General features: G+C 70.3%; 17 protein-coding genes. 1 reads left to right on the top strand and 16 read right to left on the bottom strand.

The features are described 5' to 3' along the window. Positions 1 to 90 precede the first annotated feature (90 nt). Positions 91 to 1,608, top strand: coding sequence for a DUF2637 domain-containing protein (locus ACIP84_RS35250; protein WP_401803710.1), 1,518 nt, complete (start codon positions 91 to 93; stop codon positions 1,606 to 1,608). A gap of 465 nt (positions 1,609 to 2,073) precedes the next feature. Here the strand turns inward: ACIP84_RS35250 and ACIP84_RS35245 are convergent, their stop codons facing one another. From ACIP84_RS35245 to ACIP84_RS35170, 16 genes are all read right to left on the bottom strand, one after another. Then, a complete protein-coding gene (locus ACIP84_RS35245) occupies positions 2,074 to 5,577 on the bottom strand; it encodes a LysM peptidoglycan-binding domain-containing protein (protein ID WP_401803708.1) in 3,504 nt (1,167 codons plus the stop codon). A gap of 6 nt (positions 5,578 to 5,583) precedes the next feature. Then, the gene (locus ACIP84_RS35240; RefSeq protein WP_401803705.1) at positions 5,584 to 6,027 is read right to left on the bottom strand and encodes a pilus assembly protein TadG-related protein; all 444 of its coding nucleotides are present in this window, start codon (positions 6,025 to 6,027) and stop codon (positions 5,584 to 5,586) included. Continuing rightward, positions 6,024 to 6,485 (bottom strand): TadE/TadG family type IV pilus assembly protein, encoded by a 462-nt coding sequence (locus tag ACIP84_RS35235; protein WP_401803704.1) that lies wholly within the window; start codon positions 6,483 to 6,485, stop codon positions 6,024 to 6,026. The genes ACIP84_RS35240 and ACIP84_RS35235 overlap by 4 nt, the downstream gene beginning before the upstream one ends. Next, entirely contained in the window at positions 6,485 to 6,892 is a 408-nt protein-coding gene (locus ACIP84_RS35230; RefSeq protein WP_401803702.1) for a TadE/TadG family type IV pilus assembly protein, read from the bottom strand. Before ACIP84_RS35230 ends, ACIP84_RS35235 begins: the two co-directional genes overlap by 1 nt. 21 nt (positions 6,893 to 6,913) lie before the next feature. Then, entirely contained in the window at positions 6,914 to 7,153 is a 240-nt protein-coding gene (locus ACIP84_RS35225) for a hypothetical protein (protein WP_073919232.1), read from the bottom strand. A gap of 39 nt (positions 7,154 to 7,192) precedes the next feature. Next, positions 7,193 to 8,077 (bottom strand): type II secretion system F family protein, encoded by an 885-nt coding sequence (locus ACIP84_RS35220; RefSeq protein ID WP_376317589.1) that lies wholly within the window; start codon positions 8,075 to 8,077, stop codon positions 7,193 to 7,195. Then, entirely contained in the window at positions 8,074 to 8,991 is a 918-nt protein-coding gene (locus tag ACIP84_RS35215; protein ID WP_376455318.1) for a type II secretion system F family protein, read from the bottom strand. Before ACIP84_RS35215 ends, ACIP84_RS35220 begins: the two co-directional genes overlap by 4 nt. Further along, a complete protein-coding gene (locus ACIP84_RS35210) occupies positions 8,991 to 10,355 on the bottom strand; it encodes a CpaF family protein (RefSeq protein WP_401803698.1) in 1,365 nt (454 codons plus the stop codon). Before ACIP84_RS35210 ends, ACIP84_RS35215 begins: the two co-directional genes overlap by 1 nt. A gap of 145 nt (positions 10,356 to 10,500) precedes the next feature. Continuing rightward, positions 10,501 to 11,346: a hypothetical protein gene (locus ACIP84_RS35205; protein ID WP_401803695.1), complete on the bottom strand. Its 846-nt coding sequence runs from the start codon at positions 11,344 to 11,346 to the stop codon at positions 10,501 to 10,503. Then, positions 11,346 to 12,056: a hypothetical protein gene (locus ACIP84_RS35200; RefSeq protein ID WP_143204941.1), complete on the bottom strand. Its 711-nt coding sequence runs from the start codon at positions 12,054 to 12,056 to the stop codon at positions 11,346 to 11,348. Before ACIP84_RS35200 ends, ACIP84_RS35205 begins: the two co-directional genes overlap by 1 nt. A gap of 40 nt (positions 12,057 to 12,096) precedes the next feature. Next, a complete protein-coding gene (locus ACIP84_RS35195) occupies positions 12,097 to 12,957 on the bottom strand; it encodes an ATP/GTP-binding protein (protein ID WP_401803693.1) in 861 nt (286 codons plus the stop codon). 32 nt (positions 12,958 to 12,989) lie between these two features. Then, positions 12,990 to 13,535, bottom strand: coding sequence for a hypothetical protein (locus tag ACIP84_RS35190; protein WP_401803691.1), 546 nt, complete (start codon positions 13,533 to 13,535; stop codon positions 12,990 to 12,992). Positions 13,536 to 13,885: 350 nt separating this feature from the next. Next, positions 13,886 to 14,833, bottom strand: coding sequence for a replication-relaxation family protein (locus ACIP84_RS35185; protein WP_401803688.1), 948 nt, complete (start codon positions 14,831 to 14,833; stop codon positions 13,886 to 13,888). Next, the gene (locus ACIP84_RS35180; protein WP_401803685.1) at positions 14,833 to 17,166 is read right to left on the bottom strand and encodes a hypothetical protein; all 2,334 of its coding nucleotides are present in this window, start codon (positions 17,164 to 17,166) and stop codon (positions 14,833 to 14,835) included. The genes ACIP84_RS35185 and ACIP84_RS35180 overlap by 1 nt, the downstream gene beginning before the upstream one ends. Further along, entirely contained in the window at positions 17,166 to 17,672 is a 507-nt protein-coding gene (locus ACIP84_RS35175) for a hypothetical protein (protein WP_401803683.1), read from the bottom strand. The genes ACIP84_RS35180 and ACIP84_RS35175 overlap by 1 nt, the downstream gene beginning before the upstream one ends. Continuing rightward, positions 17,672 to 18,016 (bottom strand): hypothetical protein, encoded by a 345-nt coding sequence (locus ACIP84_RS35170; protein WP_401803682.1) that lies wholly within the window; start codon positions 18,014 to 18,016, stop codon positions 17,672 to 17,674. The genes ACIP84_RS35175 and ACIP84_RS35170 overlap by 1 nt, the downstream gene beginning before the upstream one ends. Positions 18,017 to 18,205: the final 189 nt, after the last annotated feature.

Raw genomic sequence — 18,205 nt, 5'->3', positions numbered from 1 at the left:
GTTCCGCCTGCAGGCGGAGCCCCGACCCAGGCTGCCATCAAAGAGAAGGCCGACACCCCCGCCACGCCCAAACCTTGGTCGCTGAAGGCTATGCGCTGGGTGGTCGTCATCTCCGGGGTCTGCGCGGCCGGAGTCGCCGGTATCGGGTTCGCCGGCTCCTACGCGGCCCTGCGGGACCTTGCTCAGTTTCATGGCTTCGGTGCCTACTCGTACGTCTTCCCGATCGGCATCGACGCAGGCATCATCGCCATGTACGGCCTGGACCTGGTCCTGGTCTCGCGCCGGATGCCCAAGCCCGTGCTGCGGCTAGTGGCCCATATCCTGACCCTGGCCACGATCCTGTTCAACGCGGCCTCGGGTCAGAAGCCGGTGAAGGATGACCCACTCGGCGCCTTCATGCACGGCGTTCTCCCGTTGCTCTTCGTTGCCGTCGTTGAAGCCATACGCCACCTGATCATCCGCACCAACAAGTTGGTCCTGGCAGTCGAGTCGGATGGGATCCCGCTTCACCGCTGGCTGCTGTCCCCTTGGAAGACCTGGTTTCTGTTCCGGCGAATGAAGCTCTGGGACATCACCTCCTATGTCCAGATGGTCGCCATGGAGCAGGAACTGACCGTCTACCGGGCCTGGCTCCAGCACCAGCACGGCCGGCAATGGAAGAAGAAGGCCGGAGCTGCTGAGATGCTGCCCTTCACCCTGGCGCCCTTCGGCCTGGGAGTGGACGAGGCCTTGGACCTGCCCCGCAAGCAGCAGGAGGACGCCGACCGGCGCCTGGACGCCGAGAAGGCGAGGGTCGCGGCCGCCGCCGAGCGCGATGAGCAGCGCATGCTGGAAGAGGAGGAGCGGCAGGCCGACGCGACGATTCGGCGCATGAGCATCGAGGCGAAGGTGGCCACGGCCGAGCACCACATCGCGGCGCAGACCGCCACCGCTGAGACGGAGGCCCACGCGGCCGAGGCATCGGCGAAGGCGGCAGCGGAGGCAGCGGAGAAGACAGCTCTGCTGTCGGCGGAGTCGGCCCTGCGGCTGGCGGAGCGGCAAGCTGCGGAGGCGGAACGGAAGGCCGCGGAGGCGGAGCGGCTGGCTGCGGAGGCGGAGCGCGAGTCCGCGGAGGCGGAGCATGCTGCGGCACGGCAGGAGCGGGCGGAGAAAACGGCCGCCGAGGCGGAGGCTGAGGCCCGGGCCGAGGCCGCCCGGCTCCGGTCCGAGGAGGACCGCCTGATCCGGCTCCAGGTCGAGGCGGAAGCAGCCCGCGAGGAAGCGGCGAGGCAGGCCGCAGAGGCGGAGCGTAGGGAAGCCGTGGCACGACAGGCGGAGGCCGATGGGCGTACTGCCCTTGCCCGCGAGACAGCCGCCCGGGCTGAGCTGGCCGCGCAGGAAGCCGACGACGCTGCCCGCCTGAGTCCCCGTGAGCGAGGCGAGCGTCAGGTAGCCCGCATGATCCTTGCCGCTCACCATGCTCTCCCCGAGCACGAGCGGCCCATTGAGCCTGACATGTACGCCGTGACCCTGGAGGACATCGGCAGCGCCCTCAATGTCGCCCGCACGGCTGCCAGTGAACGAAGGCAAGCTGCCGCCGATCTCATCAAGAACGGATACGCCGGCTGACCCCCTTCATCTGAGTCAGCTGGCAGGGCGGCACCCGCTTCCCTCGAGGGGTGCCACCCGGCCGCGTTCGATGAGGGCACCTGACATCAGGTCTCAGCCTGTTGCCTGTCCGGCGGGCCGACCGGTTGGGCGGCGCCTTTGAGAGGACCGTCAGGTCCGCACCCCAGCCTGCCTGACCGGTGACCGGATCGAGCTCTGACAAGAGGGGCCGCTAGCTTCACTCAAGAGTGACCCGCCGCCTCTGACCTGGTCTTCTCTCGTGGGTCACTGTTTGGGTCACTGATTCCCGGGTGACCCAAACAGTGACCCGTCGCAGAGCTGAAGTTCCCCGGAGGCGGACAAGGGTCCGCCAAAGCGAGCGGACGGGTCGGCCGCGCCAGAGGTCGCGATGCCCCAGGGCGAGTTGGGAATGAGAAGGGGTGAGACCCACCAGATTGGCGGTCCCACCCCTTTCTTGGTGCTGGGCTAGCGGCGGGTGGCGTGCACCATGCGGATGGTCTGGGAGGTCTCTTCATCCATGGCCCACCCGTGATCTACCAGGAGAGCCTCCAGCCGGTGAATGGCTTCCTCAAGTCCGGTGTGGTCGCCCAGGAGGGCCAGGGCGCGGAAGCGGTGGCGCCAGAGTTCCTCGCGCTCTCGTGCGACCTCGAGTCCGCGGCCGGCGGCCCACAGTGCCCCTCGGCCGTCACCGGCTTCGAGATACCAGTTGGCCAGCAGGCTGGCACTGTTGACGATCTTGTCGTTGATGTCCTCCACGATCGGTTCGGCCCAGCTGTAGTAGGTGGAGCTGACTCCGGAGAACGGGCGGCCTCGGACCAGTTCGAGGGCGCGGCGGAGCAGGGCCTGGCCGTGGACGCGGGGTACTTGGAGGGCGACGTCGTGGAGGAGCTGGAACTGGATCCAGTCGCATTCGACTCCGACGAGCCGGTGGCCGTCTGCGTGCTTGGCCATGCGGCGGAAGAAGGGCTGGTCCTCGTCGTCGAGGCCGAGCCACCGCCGCACATCACGCAGGCGGGAGTTGCGGGTCTTGGGGTTGGTCAGTCCACCGCGGGGCGAAAGGACCTCATCGATCTGTGGGGCGGTGGCGCCTGGATGAAGGACGAGGAAGGCGGCGAGTTCCATGGCCCGGGTACGCCGGTTGGAGTCGACGGTGCCACGGGCCCCGGAGACTTCGACCGGGCCGAGGACGTTGATCACGGGCTGGTCCCGCGGGAAGTCGATGTCCGGGAACACTGCTTCGATCGGGCCGTCGGAAGGCGGGGTGGATTCTGACGGCGGCTGGCACTCGGGGTCCTCGGCGAGAGGGGCGGGCAGTCGGATACTGACCTGGGGAAGGGCTCGCGACGCAGGCAGGACGACCTGCCCGGGTGTTGCCGCGGCCGGCAGGACGGTCACCGTGTTCGCGGCCATCGTGGCGTCGTCGTCCTCCGCACCGGCCGACGGATCGGCGCTTTCCATCGGCTCAGTCACTGTTTCAGCCGCGGCCTCTGGCGCCTCCTCTTCTTCCTCTTCGTCTTCCTCCTCACCGGCGTCTTCGGGGTCCTCATCGAGGGCGGCGAGACTGGCCAGCAGGCTCGGTGCCGCCCCGCCGGTAGCCGGAGCGGTCGTCTGCAGAGAGGTGCCCGCATCTGAGTCTGGGGCGATGTCGGGGAAGAGCTTGGACAGCGGAACAGGAGCGGCGGCAGGAACGGCCGTGGGGGAGTCCGCTGTCACCGCGAGGGTGAGGATGTCGGCATAGTCGTCATCGCTGCACATGGACAACACGCATTGCAGAGACGTGTCTGGAACAGGGAGCGTGGGAGCGTCGGTGTCGATCTCCCAGATCCCGCCGCCAGCCGGCCGAGCGGGCTGAGCACCGCAGGTGATCACGGCTGTGGACGACAGCGGCTCGGACTCCAGGAGGCCGTCGATCCGGTCCACTGCCTCGAGGACGGGGCAGGTATCCAGATCGGAGAGGACCACCAGCGGGTGGAACTCCTCTGCGAGGTCCGAGGCCACCCGAGCGTGGAACAGATCCGGCAGGCCTGTGTCGGCCATGAGCCGCTGCTGGTCGGCATGGTGCGCGTGTGCGGCGGCGGCTGCCGACGCCAGGTCGTCGTGTGATTGGACACGATCCGAATCGAGCAACGACAGCCCCGGGGCGGTGTCCTCTCCCGCGACCAGGACGTCGACCTGCCCCAGCGGAGACAAGGCCAAGGAGATTCCCAGGGTGCGCAGCATCTGGATGCGGCGGCTGCCGGTCAGGTGCAGGGCACCGAACTCGTCCAGGTCGACGAGGAGGATGCCGCCGGTGCCGTCTTCTCCCAGCGGCACGAGCGCCGGATAGGGGGAGGCGACCCCGGCAAGCGCCTCGTCGTCCAGGAGCTCGGCGGAATCAGCCGGGCACCACCACACCCCCGGCTGGTCCTTGACGGCAGCAAAGGGAGCCATCGAACCAAGCGACGCTTCCGCGCCGGCGGCGACTGCAGCGGCGGGAAGGTGCAGCAGGACTCCTTCGGCGCCCAGCTGGACGGCTGCGACAGCAGGCAGGGGCCGGTCCTCGGCGGCAACGTGGAACGCGAACGAGCGCAGCACGCGGTCCAGGAAGACGAGCTCCATACTCGAATCCACGCTGCGCAGTGCCCGCTCGGCGACCGCTGCAGGACCGGAAGGCATCGCGATGCGCTGGCCGTCAGCCCGCCTTCGCCTCTGCAGTATCCGGCGACGACGAAGCATCAGGACAACGCCGCCGGCAACCAGGGTGCCGCCTGCCGCATACAGGACGGTACCCAGGGCGGAATCCTCGTCGCTGTGCTGGACAGCGGGCATCGGCGTGGCCGTGGTGCTGGGGGAGGGCGTGGCACTGCCCGGGGTTTGAACGGTATGAGAGGGAGACGAGACCGCGGGCGGTGTGGGCTGCGCGGGGCGAACGGCTTCCGTACCCGGGGCGGGGCTGCTGGGAGCCGGCGGCGTGTCGTGCTGCGCGTCCTCGGCCCGGTCAGAAGCCTTCGGACTGCTGGGCGGCGTATCCGGCTTGGGGGCGCTGCGGTGTGGGGGAGGTGCGCCCGGCGTCGCGGCCTTGGGAAGGTCCAGGACCTGGCCGGGGACGATCAGGTCGGGATTGTCGAAGGTGCCTCCGTCCGGGGTCGGCGAGCCCATGTTCGCTTCGAAGAGTTCGCCGTACCGCTCGCCGTCGCCGAGTTCCTCCTCGGCCACGTTCCACAGAGTGTCGCCGCCTTGGACCGTGTACGAGCCGCCACTCGGTTGCGAAGGGGCGGCCGGGGCCTGGGCGGTGGGGGCTTCGGGCACGGCGAGGATCCATCCTGGCTGGATGGGTGCGTCGGCGTGGAAGGTGGTCCCGTCGGTCATCTGCCGGCCTTCGTTGGCGTCGGCGATCTTCGTGTAGAGCTCGCCGTGGCCATAGACCTTCTCCGCGATGCTCCACAGGCTCTCCGCGGGCCTCGCGTCGCGGACCGTGTACGTCTGCTCGGCTGCCTGCCGCGTTCCGGCCGTGGCTGCGGTGCGATCCTCAGGAGCCGTTGCGGACGCCGGGGGGACGACCTCGGCAGTAGAGGCCGTGACTGCCGTCGCCGGGCCGGCGGTGGCGAGAGCGGGTGTCGCGGACGCGAGGGCGCTGGAGGCGAAGAGCACGATGATGCCGGAGACGAGTGTTCCGGCGGCGCGCTGGGACAGGTGCAGCCCAGGCAGGCGTGGCGCGGCACGGCCCCTCAGCTGCGACGGGATCTCCAGGAGCAGGGAGACGGCGAAGCTCGCCCAGGCGATCCATCCGATGACGCAGAGGGCGAGCATGAACGCGGCGCCGGTGTCCGGACGGGAGAGCAAGTGGGCGAAGGCGTCAGTGCCCGGGACCCAGACGGCGGTGGTGGTCGCCCACAGCAGCCACGGCAGGCCTCCGGTCAGGGCGGCCAGGACGACGGCGGAGACCAGGGCGCGCAATAGGCGCCGCCCGAGGGAGCGGGGAGCGGGCATCGGCGGTCAGTCCTTCTCGGGTCGGGTCGTGCCATGCAGGAGAGTGGCCGAGCTGGTCGCGTGCAGGGTCCAGGTCTTGGGGACGAACACGCCCCGGTAGCTGCCGGTTGCGTGGATGGTGATGCGTCTGCCGTCGCCGGACACGCTTGCAGTGCCGCGGACACCGGCCCTGCTGAGATAGGCCTGGGCGGCGGCGACGGCGGCATCGGGATCGGCTGCGACGCCTTCGCCGGTGACGGCACGCGCGGGGTCGACGGCCTGGGCGGCGGCGCGGGCGGCTTCGGTGGCGATCCCGTCGGCGCGTTCGTGGGCCCGGGTGATACCGAAGGCGTCGATGGCGAGCAGGCCGCCGAGGAGGAGCAGGGGCACGGTGATGATGGCGACGAACGGGGAGATCCCGCCCCGGTCGTCCTTCCAGTCCCACCGTCGGGCGGGGTGCTTGCGGCTCATCCGCGCTCCCGGTAGGCGTCGACGATCGAGGTGAAGGAGGAGGTCACGGTCCGCACGCCAGGGCCACCGCCGAGGAGCAGCAGGTCACCGAGGGGGACGGTGCACGAGACGGTCACCGTCACGGTCGAGACCTGACCGAGCGGCGCGCTCAGCCCGCTGGTGGCGGCGGTGACCCGGGTGGCCGAGCAGGTCTGCTCCTGCCGGCCGAGGGCGTCAGTGGCAGCGCTGCGGGCGGCGGACTGCCCGGCGGCGGGAGTGCGTTCGAGGGAGGCGGCGCGGGCGGCGGCCTGCGCGGCGGCATCGGTCTTCTGACCGGCGAGCGAGAGACGGGCGCCGGCGATGAACACGAGGGCGAGCGCGATCAGGAGAGGGACGACGATGACCGCTTCGATCGCGGCGTCACCCCGGTCCGATTCCTTTCGCAGACCGCGGCCAAGCCGGTGCAGAGCAGCGCGCATCAGCGGCCTCCTGCGGTGGTCCACCGCTCGACAGGCCCGGACGCGGACGCGCTGACCGGCCAGCCCCTCAGCCCTGGAACGAGAGAGACCGCACGGCCCTCGACGGTGAGGCTGATCCTGTCGGCAGTACTGCCCGCCGTGGAGACGCGGGCATCGACGAGAATCCCGCCGCCCAACGCGTTGACCGCCGAGCGCGCCTTGGCCGCACCTTCCCCGGCCCCGGCTTCGTACATGCGGCCAGCGGAGACGCCCTCGCGGGCGGCAGTCGCCGCGACGTTACGGGCGTAGGCAGCCAGGAAGCCCTGCACGATCGCGAGGATCAGCAGGATCACGACGGGGAAGAGGATCGCCACCTGGATCGGTGACGATCCCCTGTCCCGGTCGGCGCGTGCGAGGGCAGTCAGCATGAGGTGTCCGGGTCCCTGGGATCAGCCGCCGAGGATGCCGTCGAGCCTGCCGTTGGCCCGCCCGTACGCGGCGGCGAGGCCGCCGGCGATGAGCAGGGCACCGGTGACGGCCGCGATGATGATGACGACCGTGGAGATCGGGCTGTCCCCGCGGTCGCCGCGGTCCCGAGCCTCCGCGCGTGCCTCCTCGAGACGCGAACGGAGCGCCCAGGCGCAGGTGGTCGCGGCGGCCTGGGCGCGGAGCAGAAGGCTGGTCTTCATGAGTGAGGTCCCTTCGGATGGTGCGGAGTGCGGCTTCGGTCAGATGGAGAAGATGTTGAGGACCGCCGGGAACGCCATCGCGATCATGACGATGACGGCGAGGAGTGCGGCGGGGGTGTGGAGCTTCTCGCTGTCGGCGTTCGCGCGGGCGGCCTCGGCGGTGAGGAGTTCGTTGGTCAGGCTCTTGGCACGGTTGCGCAGGGTGTCGTAGACGGAGGCACCGTCGTCGGATGACAACCGCATGATGTCGGCGACGTCGTTCAGCACCGGCAGGCGCAGCTGGGTGCCGAGGTCGGCGAGCGCCTGCCAGGGGGACGACTTCTCGGTCCGGGCACGCAACAGCGCTTCCTGAATGCGGGTGAAGGCCCACCCGTTGCCGATGCGGGCGGCGTCCTCCAGCGCCTGGTCGGCCGCGACGTTGGAGGCCATGCGGGTGGCGACCAGATCCATCCAGGCCGCTGCGGCGTGCGCGAACTCGGTGCGGGCCTTGCCTGCTTCGGTCGCGACCGCCCAGTCGGGCACGAACCACAGGACAGCCGCGAGCAGCACGCCGGCCACAGCCGGAATGAACATGAACACGGGCAGCCCCATCAGCGCCCATCCGACCGAGGGGACGAGCGGGACGAGCAGTCCCAGCAGCGCCAGGGCCACCTTGTTGGTGACGAACTGCTCCGGGCTCTGGTGAAGCAGGTCGAGATCGGCGCGCGGGATCCTGCCCGGCATGCGCTCCGCCAGACGTCCCGCCCACGCACCTCCGGCGGGCTGCGGACGACCGGGCTGGCGGGAGCCGGGGCCGGCGACGGGCGGGTCGAGGCGGCGCAGGGCCGGGCCGAGGCGGGGCGCGGACGGCGTGACCTCTCGGACGAGGAGAGCGATGCCTCCTCCGGCCGCGGCGCCGCAGAGGATCAGGGCGGTCAGGCTCATGAGGCCGGCACCTCCGCAGGTTCGGCACCCGGCTGCTTGACCTGGCTGCGCGGGTCGTTGATCAGGAACCGGGGAACCGGCTGATGGCTGGCGAGTTTCCGGGTCCACCACAGCACCGCGGCGAAAGCAGCGCCGAGCAGGGCCAGGACGAGCTGACCGAGGAGGGTGGCATAGGGGGCGGTGTAGGGGATGAGGAAGCCGGTCACGACCAGGGCCATGCAGATCAGGGTCATGGTGCGCATCGCGGTGCGGGACTTCGCCCGGTCGGCTTCGATCTTGCGGCGGGCGGCGACTTCCTCACGGACCTGGGCGGCGACGTCCTCGAGGACCTGGGCGAGGCCGGGGCCGGGATCGACGGCGCACAGCATGAGTGCGGCGCAGGCCTTGTCGCCGGTGACGTCGTCGAGGCGGTTCGCGAAGTCGCGCAGTGCGTCGACGGGCAGCCAGCCGGCCTTCAGCTTGTCGGCGAGCTCGCCGACCTCGTCTTCGATCGCCGGCGGCGGGTTCTTCCGGCTGGTGATCAGGGCCTGTTCCAGGGCGAAGCCGAGGCGGAGGATCTCGGAGAGGCGCTGGGTCCAGTCGGCGAGCGCCTCCAGTTTGGCGATGCGGCCTTTCGAGGGGTTCGCGGAGGCGAGCAGCCACGGCACGCCGATCACCGAGCCGCCCAGGATCAGGGCGGCGACGAACACGCCGGAGACCAGCCACACCACAGCGGTCGTGGCGACGGCGGCGATGATCAGCGCGCGGCGGCGGGCGGCACGCGCCTGCCCGTCAGGCCCGCCGGACCACTGAGCCCGCCAGCGCGCCGTTCGCCCCTGCCCTCTGGGAGCGGTCGTGCCGATGGTGGCAACGACGGCGGCGAGGATACCGCCGGTGAGCATCGCCCCGCACAGCATCCACCACAAGGCGCCCATCACAGCCCCCTGTTCCAGGCGGCGGCCTGATCCAGGACGTGGGTGGAGAACCCGGCCACCTCCAGGCGCCGCCGGGACCTCGGGGAGAGCGGAGCGGCCGGGACCGCGCGCAGGTCTTCCTCGGACGCAGGCCGGAACACCTCGTTGTACGCGGGGCGGCCGTTCTCGCCGATGCCGGTGATCTCCCAGATGTGGCTCACCAGCCGGCGAGGGGCAGGCCCGGACTCGTCGACCGACATGAAAACGACGAAGTGCAGGCCGTTGGCGATCTGACGGTAGGCCAGCTGCTCGGAGAAGTTCCCGCGGGCCAGGAGGTACAGCTCGGCGATGCGGTCGAACACGACGTGCGGCTCCGAGGCATGCATCGTGCACATGGACCCGGGACGGTCACTGGTCAGGGCCTGCATCATCGCCGTGATCTCCGGACCGCGGACCTCACCGACCACGACCCGCTTCAGCGACATGCGCTTCGCACGGTACATCAGGTCGAGCAGCGTAATCTCGCCGACCGCGCGGCCGTCGACCCGCTCGCCGTTGGACTCACGGGCCTCCATCGGCACCACCTGCGTGTGGTAGCCGTTTTGGTGGGCCCACAGCTCGAACTCGGTCTCCACCGTGCCGAACCGCTCGTGCTGCGGGATCTCCCGCAACAGAGCTCGCATCAGCGTCGTCTTCCCCGACGACTGCTCACCCACCACGATCACGTTGCGCCGCGCCCGCACGCAGGCACGCAGCAGGGACGCGATCGTGGCGTCCATGGCGCCGCCCGCAACGAGGTCGTCCAGGGTCGCGTTCTGCAGGCGGTGGCGGCGGATCGTGACGAACGTCCGCTCACCCGTGATCTCCGGGTGCAGTGCCTGGAGCCGGGAGCCGTCCGGCAGACGGATCGCGGCGTCGGGGGACGCGGTGGAGAACGTGCGGCCCGACTGCCCGCTGTTGCGGATCAGATCGCGTACCAGCTCCTGCAGTTCCTCCTCCGACTCGGCGACCGGCTCGGCCGCGACCGGTTCGCTGTCGCCGCTGTACTTCAGTGAGACCCGGTCGTGGCCATTGATCCAGATGTCCTCGACCCGCGGGTCGTCGAGGTGGCGCTGCAGACGACCGGAGCGGAACAGCATGTCGAAGACGAGCGCGGCGAGCTGCTGCTCCTCGGCCGCGGTGACGGTACGGGTGGTCCTGGCGGCATCACCCCACACCGCGACCCGCTCGTTGATCAGAGCCCGGGCCCGCTGCTCGCGCACGGGACCGACAAGGCCGGGGTTCGCCTTCGCCTCGGCGAGAAGCAGGTTGTTGACTTGCCTCTTGATCTCCCCAGCCGCGTGGGCGTCGACCCTCGCCTGCGGTACAGCGACCTGGTTGACCATCGCCGGGGCGGCAGCCTGCCCGCCACGGCGCGAACCGTAGCCGGGACCTGGTCGGCCCGGTGACACAACGGGCCCCGGAGCGGAAGCAGGCCCCCGGCCCTGAGCGGCAGCCGCCGGCGGCGGAACGGGAGCGGGGTACATCGGGTCAGCGCGCATTCTGCTGCACCGCCCTCATCAGCCGCTGCTGCAGCGGAGAGGCAACCCGGGCACGCCGGGTGGCCACCTGCTGGCGAATCGGAGTCGTCGCGTCCCTGGCGGCGCTCATCAGCTTGCCCGTCATGAACCCCCGACCCTCGGGAGCCCCGTCGGACAACACCGCCGCCTCCTCCGGCCGGTACGGCACAGAAGCGACGACCCGCACACCGAGCTCGGCCTCGACTTCCCGCGCCCCGTAGGGGCCCTGGCGGACCAGGAGGATGCCCAGAGCGCTGGAACCCCGCCCAGAATCGCCGTCCATCAAGGTGCGCAGTGCCTCGATGCGGGAGCGGGCGGCGTGCATGCTGCGCAGGGTGCCGCGCATCACGACCAGGACCGAGTCCGCACGCATCGCCAGGACGCCGGCCGGACCGAACGCACCGGCACGCCCGAGGTCGACCAGGACATCGTGGCCGTGCTCCTCGATACCAGTGAACAGATCGGCGAGCTGCCCCCACACCGGCGCGAGACTCGAGGCCTGCTGCATCGTGGTCAGTCCCGGCAGCAGCAGCCGGTTACGCTCCGAACGCTTCTCGTCGTTCTCCAGGGCGATCAGCTGCGGCCAGAAAGCCGTGACGAGGTCCTGCGTCCGGGAGGACTCGGTCAGATTCCTCAGGCCGCGGTCGGCGACCACCGTGCTCTGCAGCGCGCCGGACAGGACCGCGCCGCCGTCCGGGTCGCACTCGGCAAGCACCAGGCGACGGCCGTCTTCCAAGGGCCACGACCGCAGCAGCGCGAGCGCCGTACTCGTGACCCCCGGAGCACCCGGGAGACCGACCAGGGTGATCACGGCCATCAGGATTCACCCGGCCCGTCAACGACGAGAGCGACGTTCCCCGTCGCGGCCTGCGCGGCCAGTACCGGCCCGACCTGAGAGGGGACGGCGACGTCCACGACCTGCTCGCCGGTGTTCTGCTGCCGCTCGCCCACCCTCACGATCCGGGCCGCGATCTGCTGGGGTCCGGCGTCCTTCTCATCCTCGCCCGCAGTGCTGGTGCTCTGGCCGTCCGCGGGGGTGAAAACGACGAGGACCTTGTCGCCAGGGGAGAGGCGGCTCGCGGGCATCTGCGAGGTCTTCAGCCCGATCCCGACCAGCCGCTCGCCCGGCTTCACCAGAGTGCGCGTGGTGACCTGGCCCTGTGCCAGGAGGGCGCCCGGCACCAGGGCGACGGCGGCCCGCTTGCCGACGACCTTCTTCCGATCGGCGGCGAGGACCGGCTTGAGCACCGGGTCAAGCTGGACCGCCGCCTCGATCAAGTCGGAGTCCTTCACGACGTCCCCGGCCTCAACACCCTTCGCGACAGCCAGGACCGGGGTGCGCTCTCCCGTCGCCTGGAAGGCGAGGAAGCCGCCGCCTCCGCCCGCCGCGATCAGCGCGATGGCCAGCGCGTACATACCAGGGCGGCGCCTGCGCGCACGGAACCCGACTGCCGCGCCCGGGATCTGGGTGTGCGCCGGCTGCGCAGGCACCTGGCCCGCAGGGGCCGGAACAGCGGTCTTGCTCACGGTCTCTCGCCTTCTTCGTCTTGGAACTGACCCGGGTGCTTCAGCTGCCGACGGCCTGGAGCTCGCCGACCCGGATGTCCACGGCGCTCTGCCGGGTCTGAGTCATCTGCCCGGACTGCCCGGTCGTCGCCTGCCAGTTGATCTCCCACGTCGACGTTGCGGCAACGTGGTACTTGCCGGCACCGGCCGTGGACGGCTTGGCGTACCGATGTCCGCAGTCCGGCGACGACTTCGTGCCGTAGGCGGCCTTGTAGGGAGTGCCGGGGGTGGTGCAGGTGACGGTCTTCCCGTCTCCCATCTGCCACACGATCTTCGCGACCTTCGCCGTCGCGGTCACCGTGACCCCGCCCGCGGACGCGGAGGCGACGTTCGGCCCGTACGTCTCCGGGCCCTGCTCGGTCCACAGGTACACCGGCATCCCGACCAGGCCCATTCCGCCTGGCTTCGGTGTGATCCCGATCTCCGGGCCGCGCAGCACCATCCGGTCCACGGCCTGCCGGGCCAGGACGGCAGGGTCGACAGCGGCCGGTCCTGGGGGAGTGGCAGCCCAGACGTTACGGATGAACGTTGTGGGACTGGGGCCGTCGCTGTAGGTGCACCGCTCTTCGTAGACCGCGCCGTCACCGGGCGTGTGCCCTTCCCAGTCCAGGCTCCCAGCGGGCGGCTGCGGGTCGAGTTTCTTGTAGGTGCACACCCGCTGGGTGGCAGGCTTCTCGCCGCCGTCTCCGCCGCCGGTGCCGCCGGAGCTTCCGCCGGGGGCCGGCGATCCGCCGCCGTTGCCACCGGAGCCAGGCACGTCGACTTCCACCTCGCAGAAGAAGGTGCCGCACTTCGTGTCACCCGTTCCACCAGGGTCGTCCGCGTACGCAGGAACAGCGGCGAACGCCGCGGCGCTGAGCACGAGGACTCCTGAGACTGCTGCTCTCCGGGGGGTCAGCACTTCTTTCCCTGCGGCTCGTCGCGGATGACGCGCCATCCCTCGGGCCACTTCTCGACAGTGGCCTTGATGACGTAGCGGACGAGCCGGTTCTTCGGCAGGCTGGCCGGCTTCCGGGTGTCGAGGTCGGTGACCGTCCACTGGGAGATATCCAGGCAGCTGGAGAGAATGATGTGAGGGATCTTGCGGTTGAGATCCGCGCTCGTGGCGATCGGGTTGTCGACGGTGACCGCGCCCAGGACGATCGCGTTCTTCTTCCGCATGTCCGCTGCGCCCGTCTCGACCTGCGCGAGAGCGGCCGCGGCCGCGTACTTCTTGAGGTCGCCGGCCTTGCCGGCCTTGTCGGCGTAGCGCTTCTCCACTTCCTTCCAGTGCGAGAGGTAGGTGGCGATCGCTTCCTTCTTCGCTGCCTCCACCGGGTCTGCCGGGGTGGCCGGGGCCTTCGTCTTGGTCGGCGTTGCTGTGGCAGGCGAAGTGTTCGAGGGCTTGGCGCTGGGTTGCTCCTTCGCGCTGTTGCAGGCGGTGAGGAGGAAGGCGCTCACGGCGAGGAGTGAACCTGCTCGCAGAAGCGGTGTCGATCGAAGGCGCACGCGTCGCATGTGCGTATGGGTCGTCATGATGTCTCCCGATGCATATGCGGTCACCCGGTGCGACCTGCCGCTTGAGGCTCCTGACGAGCTCGTCGTGTACCGCGGGACCACTTCAGTTACGCGAAGGGCAAGCCTACGCAAGATCACACCAACCACACCGGGCGTAACGGTTGTTGATGGGTTGGGATGCGAAGTAATCGGCCAAAATGGGGCCGAGAATGGATGTGAGTCTGTCAGGTTGCCTAGGTCTTCGCCGAGCCCGCTGGTCAGAGACCGTCGCCCATCGGCGCTGGTGAGCCGCCTCATGAAGCTGATGGGGCGGAGAGGAGGACATCGCCGGGGGTCGGCTCTCCCAGAAGCGGAATGACAACCTGTTCGAACGGGCCACGGTCGGTCAGCTGCTCAAGCGTAGTGATGCCGACGGCGAGCTGAGGAGTGCGCCGGACGCGGGCGTCGGCAGCAGCGAGAGCCCGCAGGTCCTCGATCCGACGCTGCAGAACCGTCGGGCTGGCCCCGGTGAGGACGATCAGCAGACGTGGCACAGCCGGGTAGCGGTCGCGCCATGCCTCCCGTCCGGCCCCGGCAGGGGCGGCGACGCGGCGGCCGTGCGGGGGAGCGGGCACGTAGGTGGCGTAGCGGGCGTACGAGGTGAGCTTCCGGCCGAGCCGTCCGACCTGCATGGTGGACCGGTCGATCTCGAGGAAGTAGGTGAGGAGCCGGCGCCCGGTGGGTGTCGTGCGGGTGTAGCGCAGGACGGCGTCCGGGATGAGCAGGGCATCGTCTCCGAGCCGGTTCTCCCCGTCGCGCACGCGGTGGACGAGTTCGGGTTCCCAGTCCAGTGGCCCGCACTCGTCGCCAAGCGCCCGGGCCCAGGTGCTGAACGCGAGCCCGGTTTCGACGACGGCCAGTGTGTGTTCCTGCAGTTGGGAGGCAGCTGTCTCAGGGCTGATGCGGTAGGCCCGGGAGGTGACCTCCCGGCTGGCCTCGACGATGTCCGCGCCGCGAGGGGTGATGAACCACAGCAGTTCAGGACCGCCCCTCCTTCCGGCCCGGCGGGCGGTGCACTCCACCAGCTTCATGGCGCGCATCTGGTTCAGGACGCTACGCAAGTAGACGGGCCGCTGGGCGTGAGGCGTCAGCATCCGGTGGAGCTGGCCGGTGGCGACGAGGCGGTGCTGGTAGAGGACGGGCAGCAGCTGCTGCCCGAGCCGGGGCAGACTGGTGGCGGCAGGGGACAGGGCGTTGGTCATCAGCCGATCTCACTTCCGCTGGCCGCAGGCCGGTCTCCGGCTGCGGGCATGCTCGGTTCGGTGGGTCGCTCCGGCCGTGCTGCCGGTGCGGGCCGGGAGGTGGTGAGCTCGGCGAGGATCCGGTCGTCCAGGCCAGGCCTGCTGCCGGTGTCGTCGCCCTCGAGGGCACGAAGAATCTCGGCGACAGTCCGGCGCCGCAGGTTGTCGTCCACGGCCCGCTCCAGATCCGGCAGGAGTTCGGGGTGGTGGTAGTCGGCGAGGGCCTGGTGCACGGCCACGCCGGCGACCCGGAACGGAGTGGTGCGTTCGCCGTGGAGCATCGTGGACATCACGTAGTTCCACTTCGGCAGGGACATCAGCGTCTGCGGGGAGACCGGCTCCATGCGCTTGGTGACGAACGCCGCCTCGTCGCTGTCCGCCGCCGACGCGGACAGCAGCGACTGGTTCTGCATGAGAGCCATCCGCGTCTCAGCACTCAGCCGCATCGCCATCTGGGTCATCCCGACCAGCTTCAGCCTGTACTTCCGCAGCTGCTCAAGGATCGCGGCGACATAGCCGCGCGATGCCCCATCGATAGCGGTCAGCTCGTCGCAGTACGCGAACATCGTCGCCAGCTGGTCCTGGTCGACACCCTCACGCGAGCAGCCGGCCAGGAACAGGTCGAACAACAGCAACGAGGTGATCACCTGATCCGACGAGCCCGTACCGGAGCAGCGCAGCAGCACGATCTTCGACGTATCCATCGCGTGCCGCATGTCGTACGTCGACCGCGGCTGGCCCAGAAACGCCCGCAGCGAGTCCGATGTCTCCAACTGCTCCAGCGTCTGGGTGACCACCGGGACCGCGCTCCCCTCGTACTTGGGGAACGTGGTGGTCCAGAACCGGCGCAGTTTGACCGGGAGATGCTCCAGGACACCCTCGCGCCACTCCTCGTCGGTGAGCAGCCGGGTGATCGAGAAGAGGGTGGGCTGCAGATCGGGACGTCCCCGGCGGCACATCTCCAGCGCCAGGTACGCAAGGACCTGCACCGCGTGAGACAGGATCGCCCTGGCACGCGGCGCACCGTCACCCCAGCCCTGCGCCGACGCCAGCCCGCCCACCACCGCACCGATCACATCCTGGACCTGAGCAGCGCTGCGGTGCTCCATCGACAGCGGATTCCACGCCCCGACCCGCGCCGCAGGATCCTTCACGCTCAGGTCGATGACCCATACCCTCTCGCGCAGCGCAGGATGCGACAGATACGGCATCGCCCGCTTCACCGCCGCACCATGCGGGTCGAGGAACCACACCCCCAGCCCCCCGTACGCCAGGGAAATGGCCTGGACCAGAGCCAGCTCGCTCTTGCCGAACCCGCTCTTCCCGAACGACGCACCGAACAACACGTCCTTCTCCGGCACGGCCGCGAGGCGCGCCCGCCCGTCCGAGCCCACGACGCGCCCCAGCGGCACCACACCCGGTTGCCCGGTCCACTCCGGAAGCCCCGCCGGCGCCGCCGGCACCACCCCGCCCGTACGCACGACGTTCGCCGCTGCGCAGTGCACCGTGGCCGGCTTCAGCAATGCGGCGACCTCCCTGACCGTCACCCACTGCCGCCTCGAAGGAGCGAACTCGCCCGTGTGGAATCTGCGATCGAAAGAGGACCGACGCCACCACACGTTGCTGTACGGCCGCCATCCCGTACGACGCGGCCCCACCGGACGCCACCAGTTCTCCCCACTCCAGGCGTCCATCACCGCCATCACCTGGTGCAACAGCGCCTGCGCCCGCTCCGGACGCCGCGCCTGAACCCGGACGAGAACCTGCACCGCGAAGACCTGACCGTCCACTCCCGGCAGGAACTTCCCCACCCCGTCGGCCAGATCCGTCTGCCGCGGCCGCGGCACGGACCCGCCCCGCGAGCGGCCGGACCCCGATGACGTTCCGCCGTTCAGCCCCGCCATCACCTGACCAAACACCGGGCCCGCCCGGCCACCGCTCGGACCGGTTCCGAGCTGCTCCCCGTACGCCGACGGTCCCCGCTTCGCCGCCCGCCGCATGAGCCGGCGCCGCCACCGTGCCACCTTCCGGCCAGAGACCGGCACCAGGTCCACGACCAGTTCGGCGTGCTCGCCGCGTTCGCTGGCGACGTGCGCGCAGGCGGCCGCCATCATCTGCAGCGGATCGGGATCGAGGCTGGCCGCCGCAAGCCGCCGGTGATCGGCCCGGGCGAGCACGAGCTCCGCCCGTGCCACGTAAGCCCCGCGTTCTTCCCGATGCGGATCCTTGTTCTCCTTGCGTCGGCGACTGGGCGCCGCGGGAGCGATGGCCTTCTCCATCAGGACCTGGGTCATCAGACCTCCTGTTCGTTCCCGTTGTCCGTCACGTTGAGCGGCGGGATGTTGGCAAAGCGGATCGGCCGCAGCTCGCCATGACTGCGGCCCACCTCGAGCACGTCCACGTCCGGAAACGACACCAGGCGCAGCAGCCCGGCAGCCCGCGCAGGCCCTTCCAACCGAGTGGCCAACTTCCCCCCGACGCTCATGTGGCGCATGCGGACCCCGGACGCTCTGCGCGGCAGCCATCCGGCAGCTGCCGGCACCCGGGCCAGACGAGCCGCGTGCCGCCCGATCTCCTCCACCGAGGGATCGAAGCCACGCGTCGGCACCAGGTCCACCACCGTCCGGGACCTGAGCGCGGCGCGGGCACGGCGACGCCACCACACCCAGCACGCCCCCCACAGGGCGGCCGCCGCCACTACGGACAGCCCCAGCCACCACAGATGCGCCTCGGCGTACCCCGTCAACGACGGGGTCACGGCCGACAGGGGTCTGGACGGACCGAGCAGGACCTCGCCCATCACCAGTTCGCCTTAGACAAAGGGAAACCAAGCGGGCCCCGCCGATACCGGCGCCCCGGGTCCGCCCCGCGGGCTCGGTCAGCGGCCGCGTACCAGCCACGCCGCACCAGGACCGCCCCGCACGTCATGAAGAGGACCGGCACCGCGGGCCAGCCACGGCGCCTGGCCGCGGCCTCGGCCGCCGACTCCCCTATGAACGGCAGGTTGCTCAGGTCGCCACCCCACCACCAGCCCGGAAGGCAGCCGACCACGAAGACGACCGCGACGAGCCAGCCAATCCAGTTCACCAGCGCGTCGACTGCCGCATCTTGCCGCCCAATCAGATGCTGTTCATCCGTTGCCATCGGGCACTCCCCGCAGGCCGGGGCGGCCTCGCGCCGCCCGTACGCCCTCCGCAAGGACCCGCAATCCCAAGAACGTGACCGCCCGGGCACGATGAATGTGGGGCCGGACCCCGCGACCACCTGGCGCACTTCTGGAAGGCCTGTGGCCTCCCGGCCCCTCCCCGCCGTTCGTGCGAGCGCAGCCCGAGC

The organism is Streptomyces sp. NPDC088707 (assembly GCF_044752725.1).
In the GTDB taxonomy this organism is placed as follows: domain Bacteria; phylum Actinomycetota; class Actinomycetes; order Streptomycetales; family Streptomycetaceae; genus Streptomyces.
Note: the sequence above shows the minus strand (reverse complement) of the source record. Positions and strands in the feature narration are given on the sequence as shown.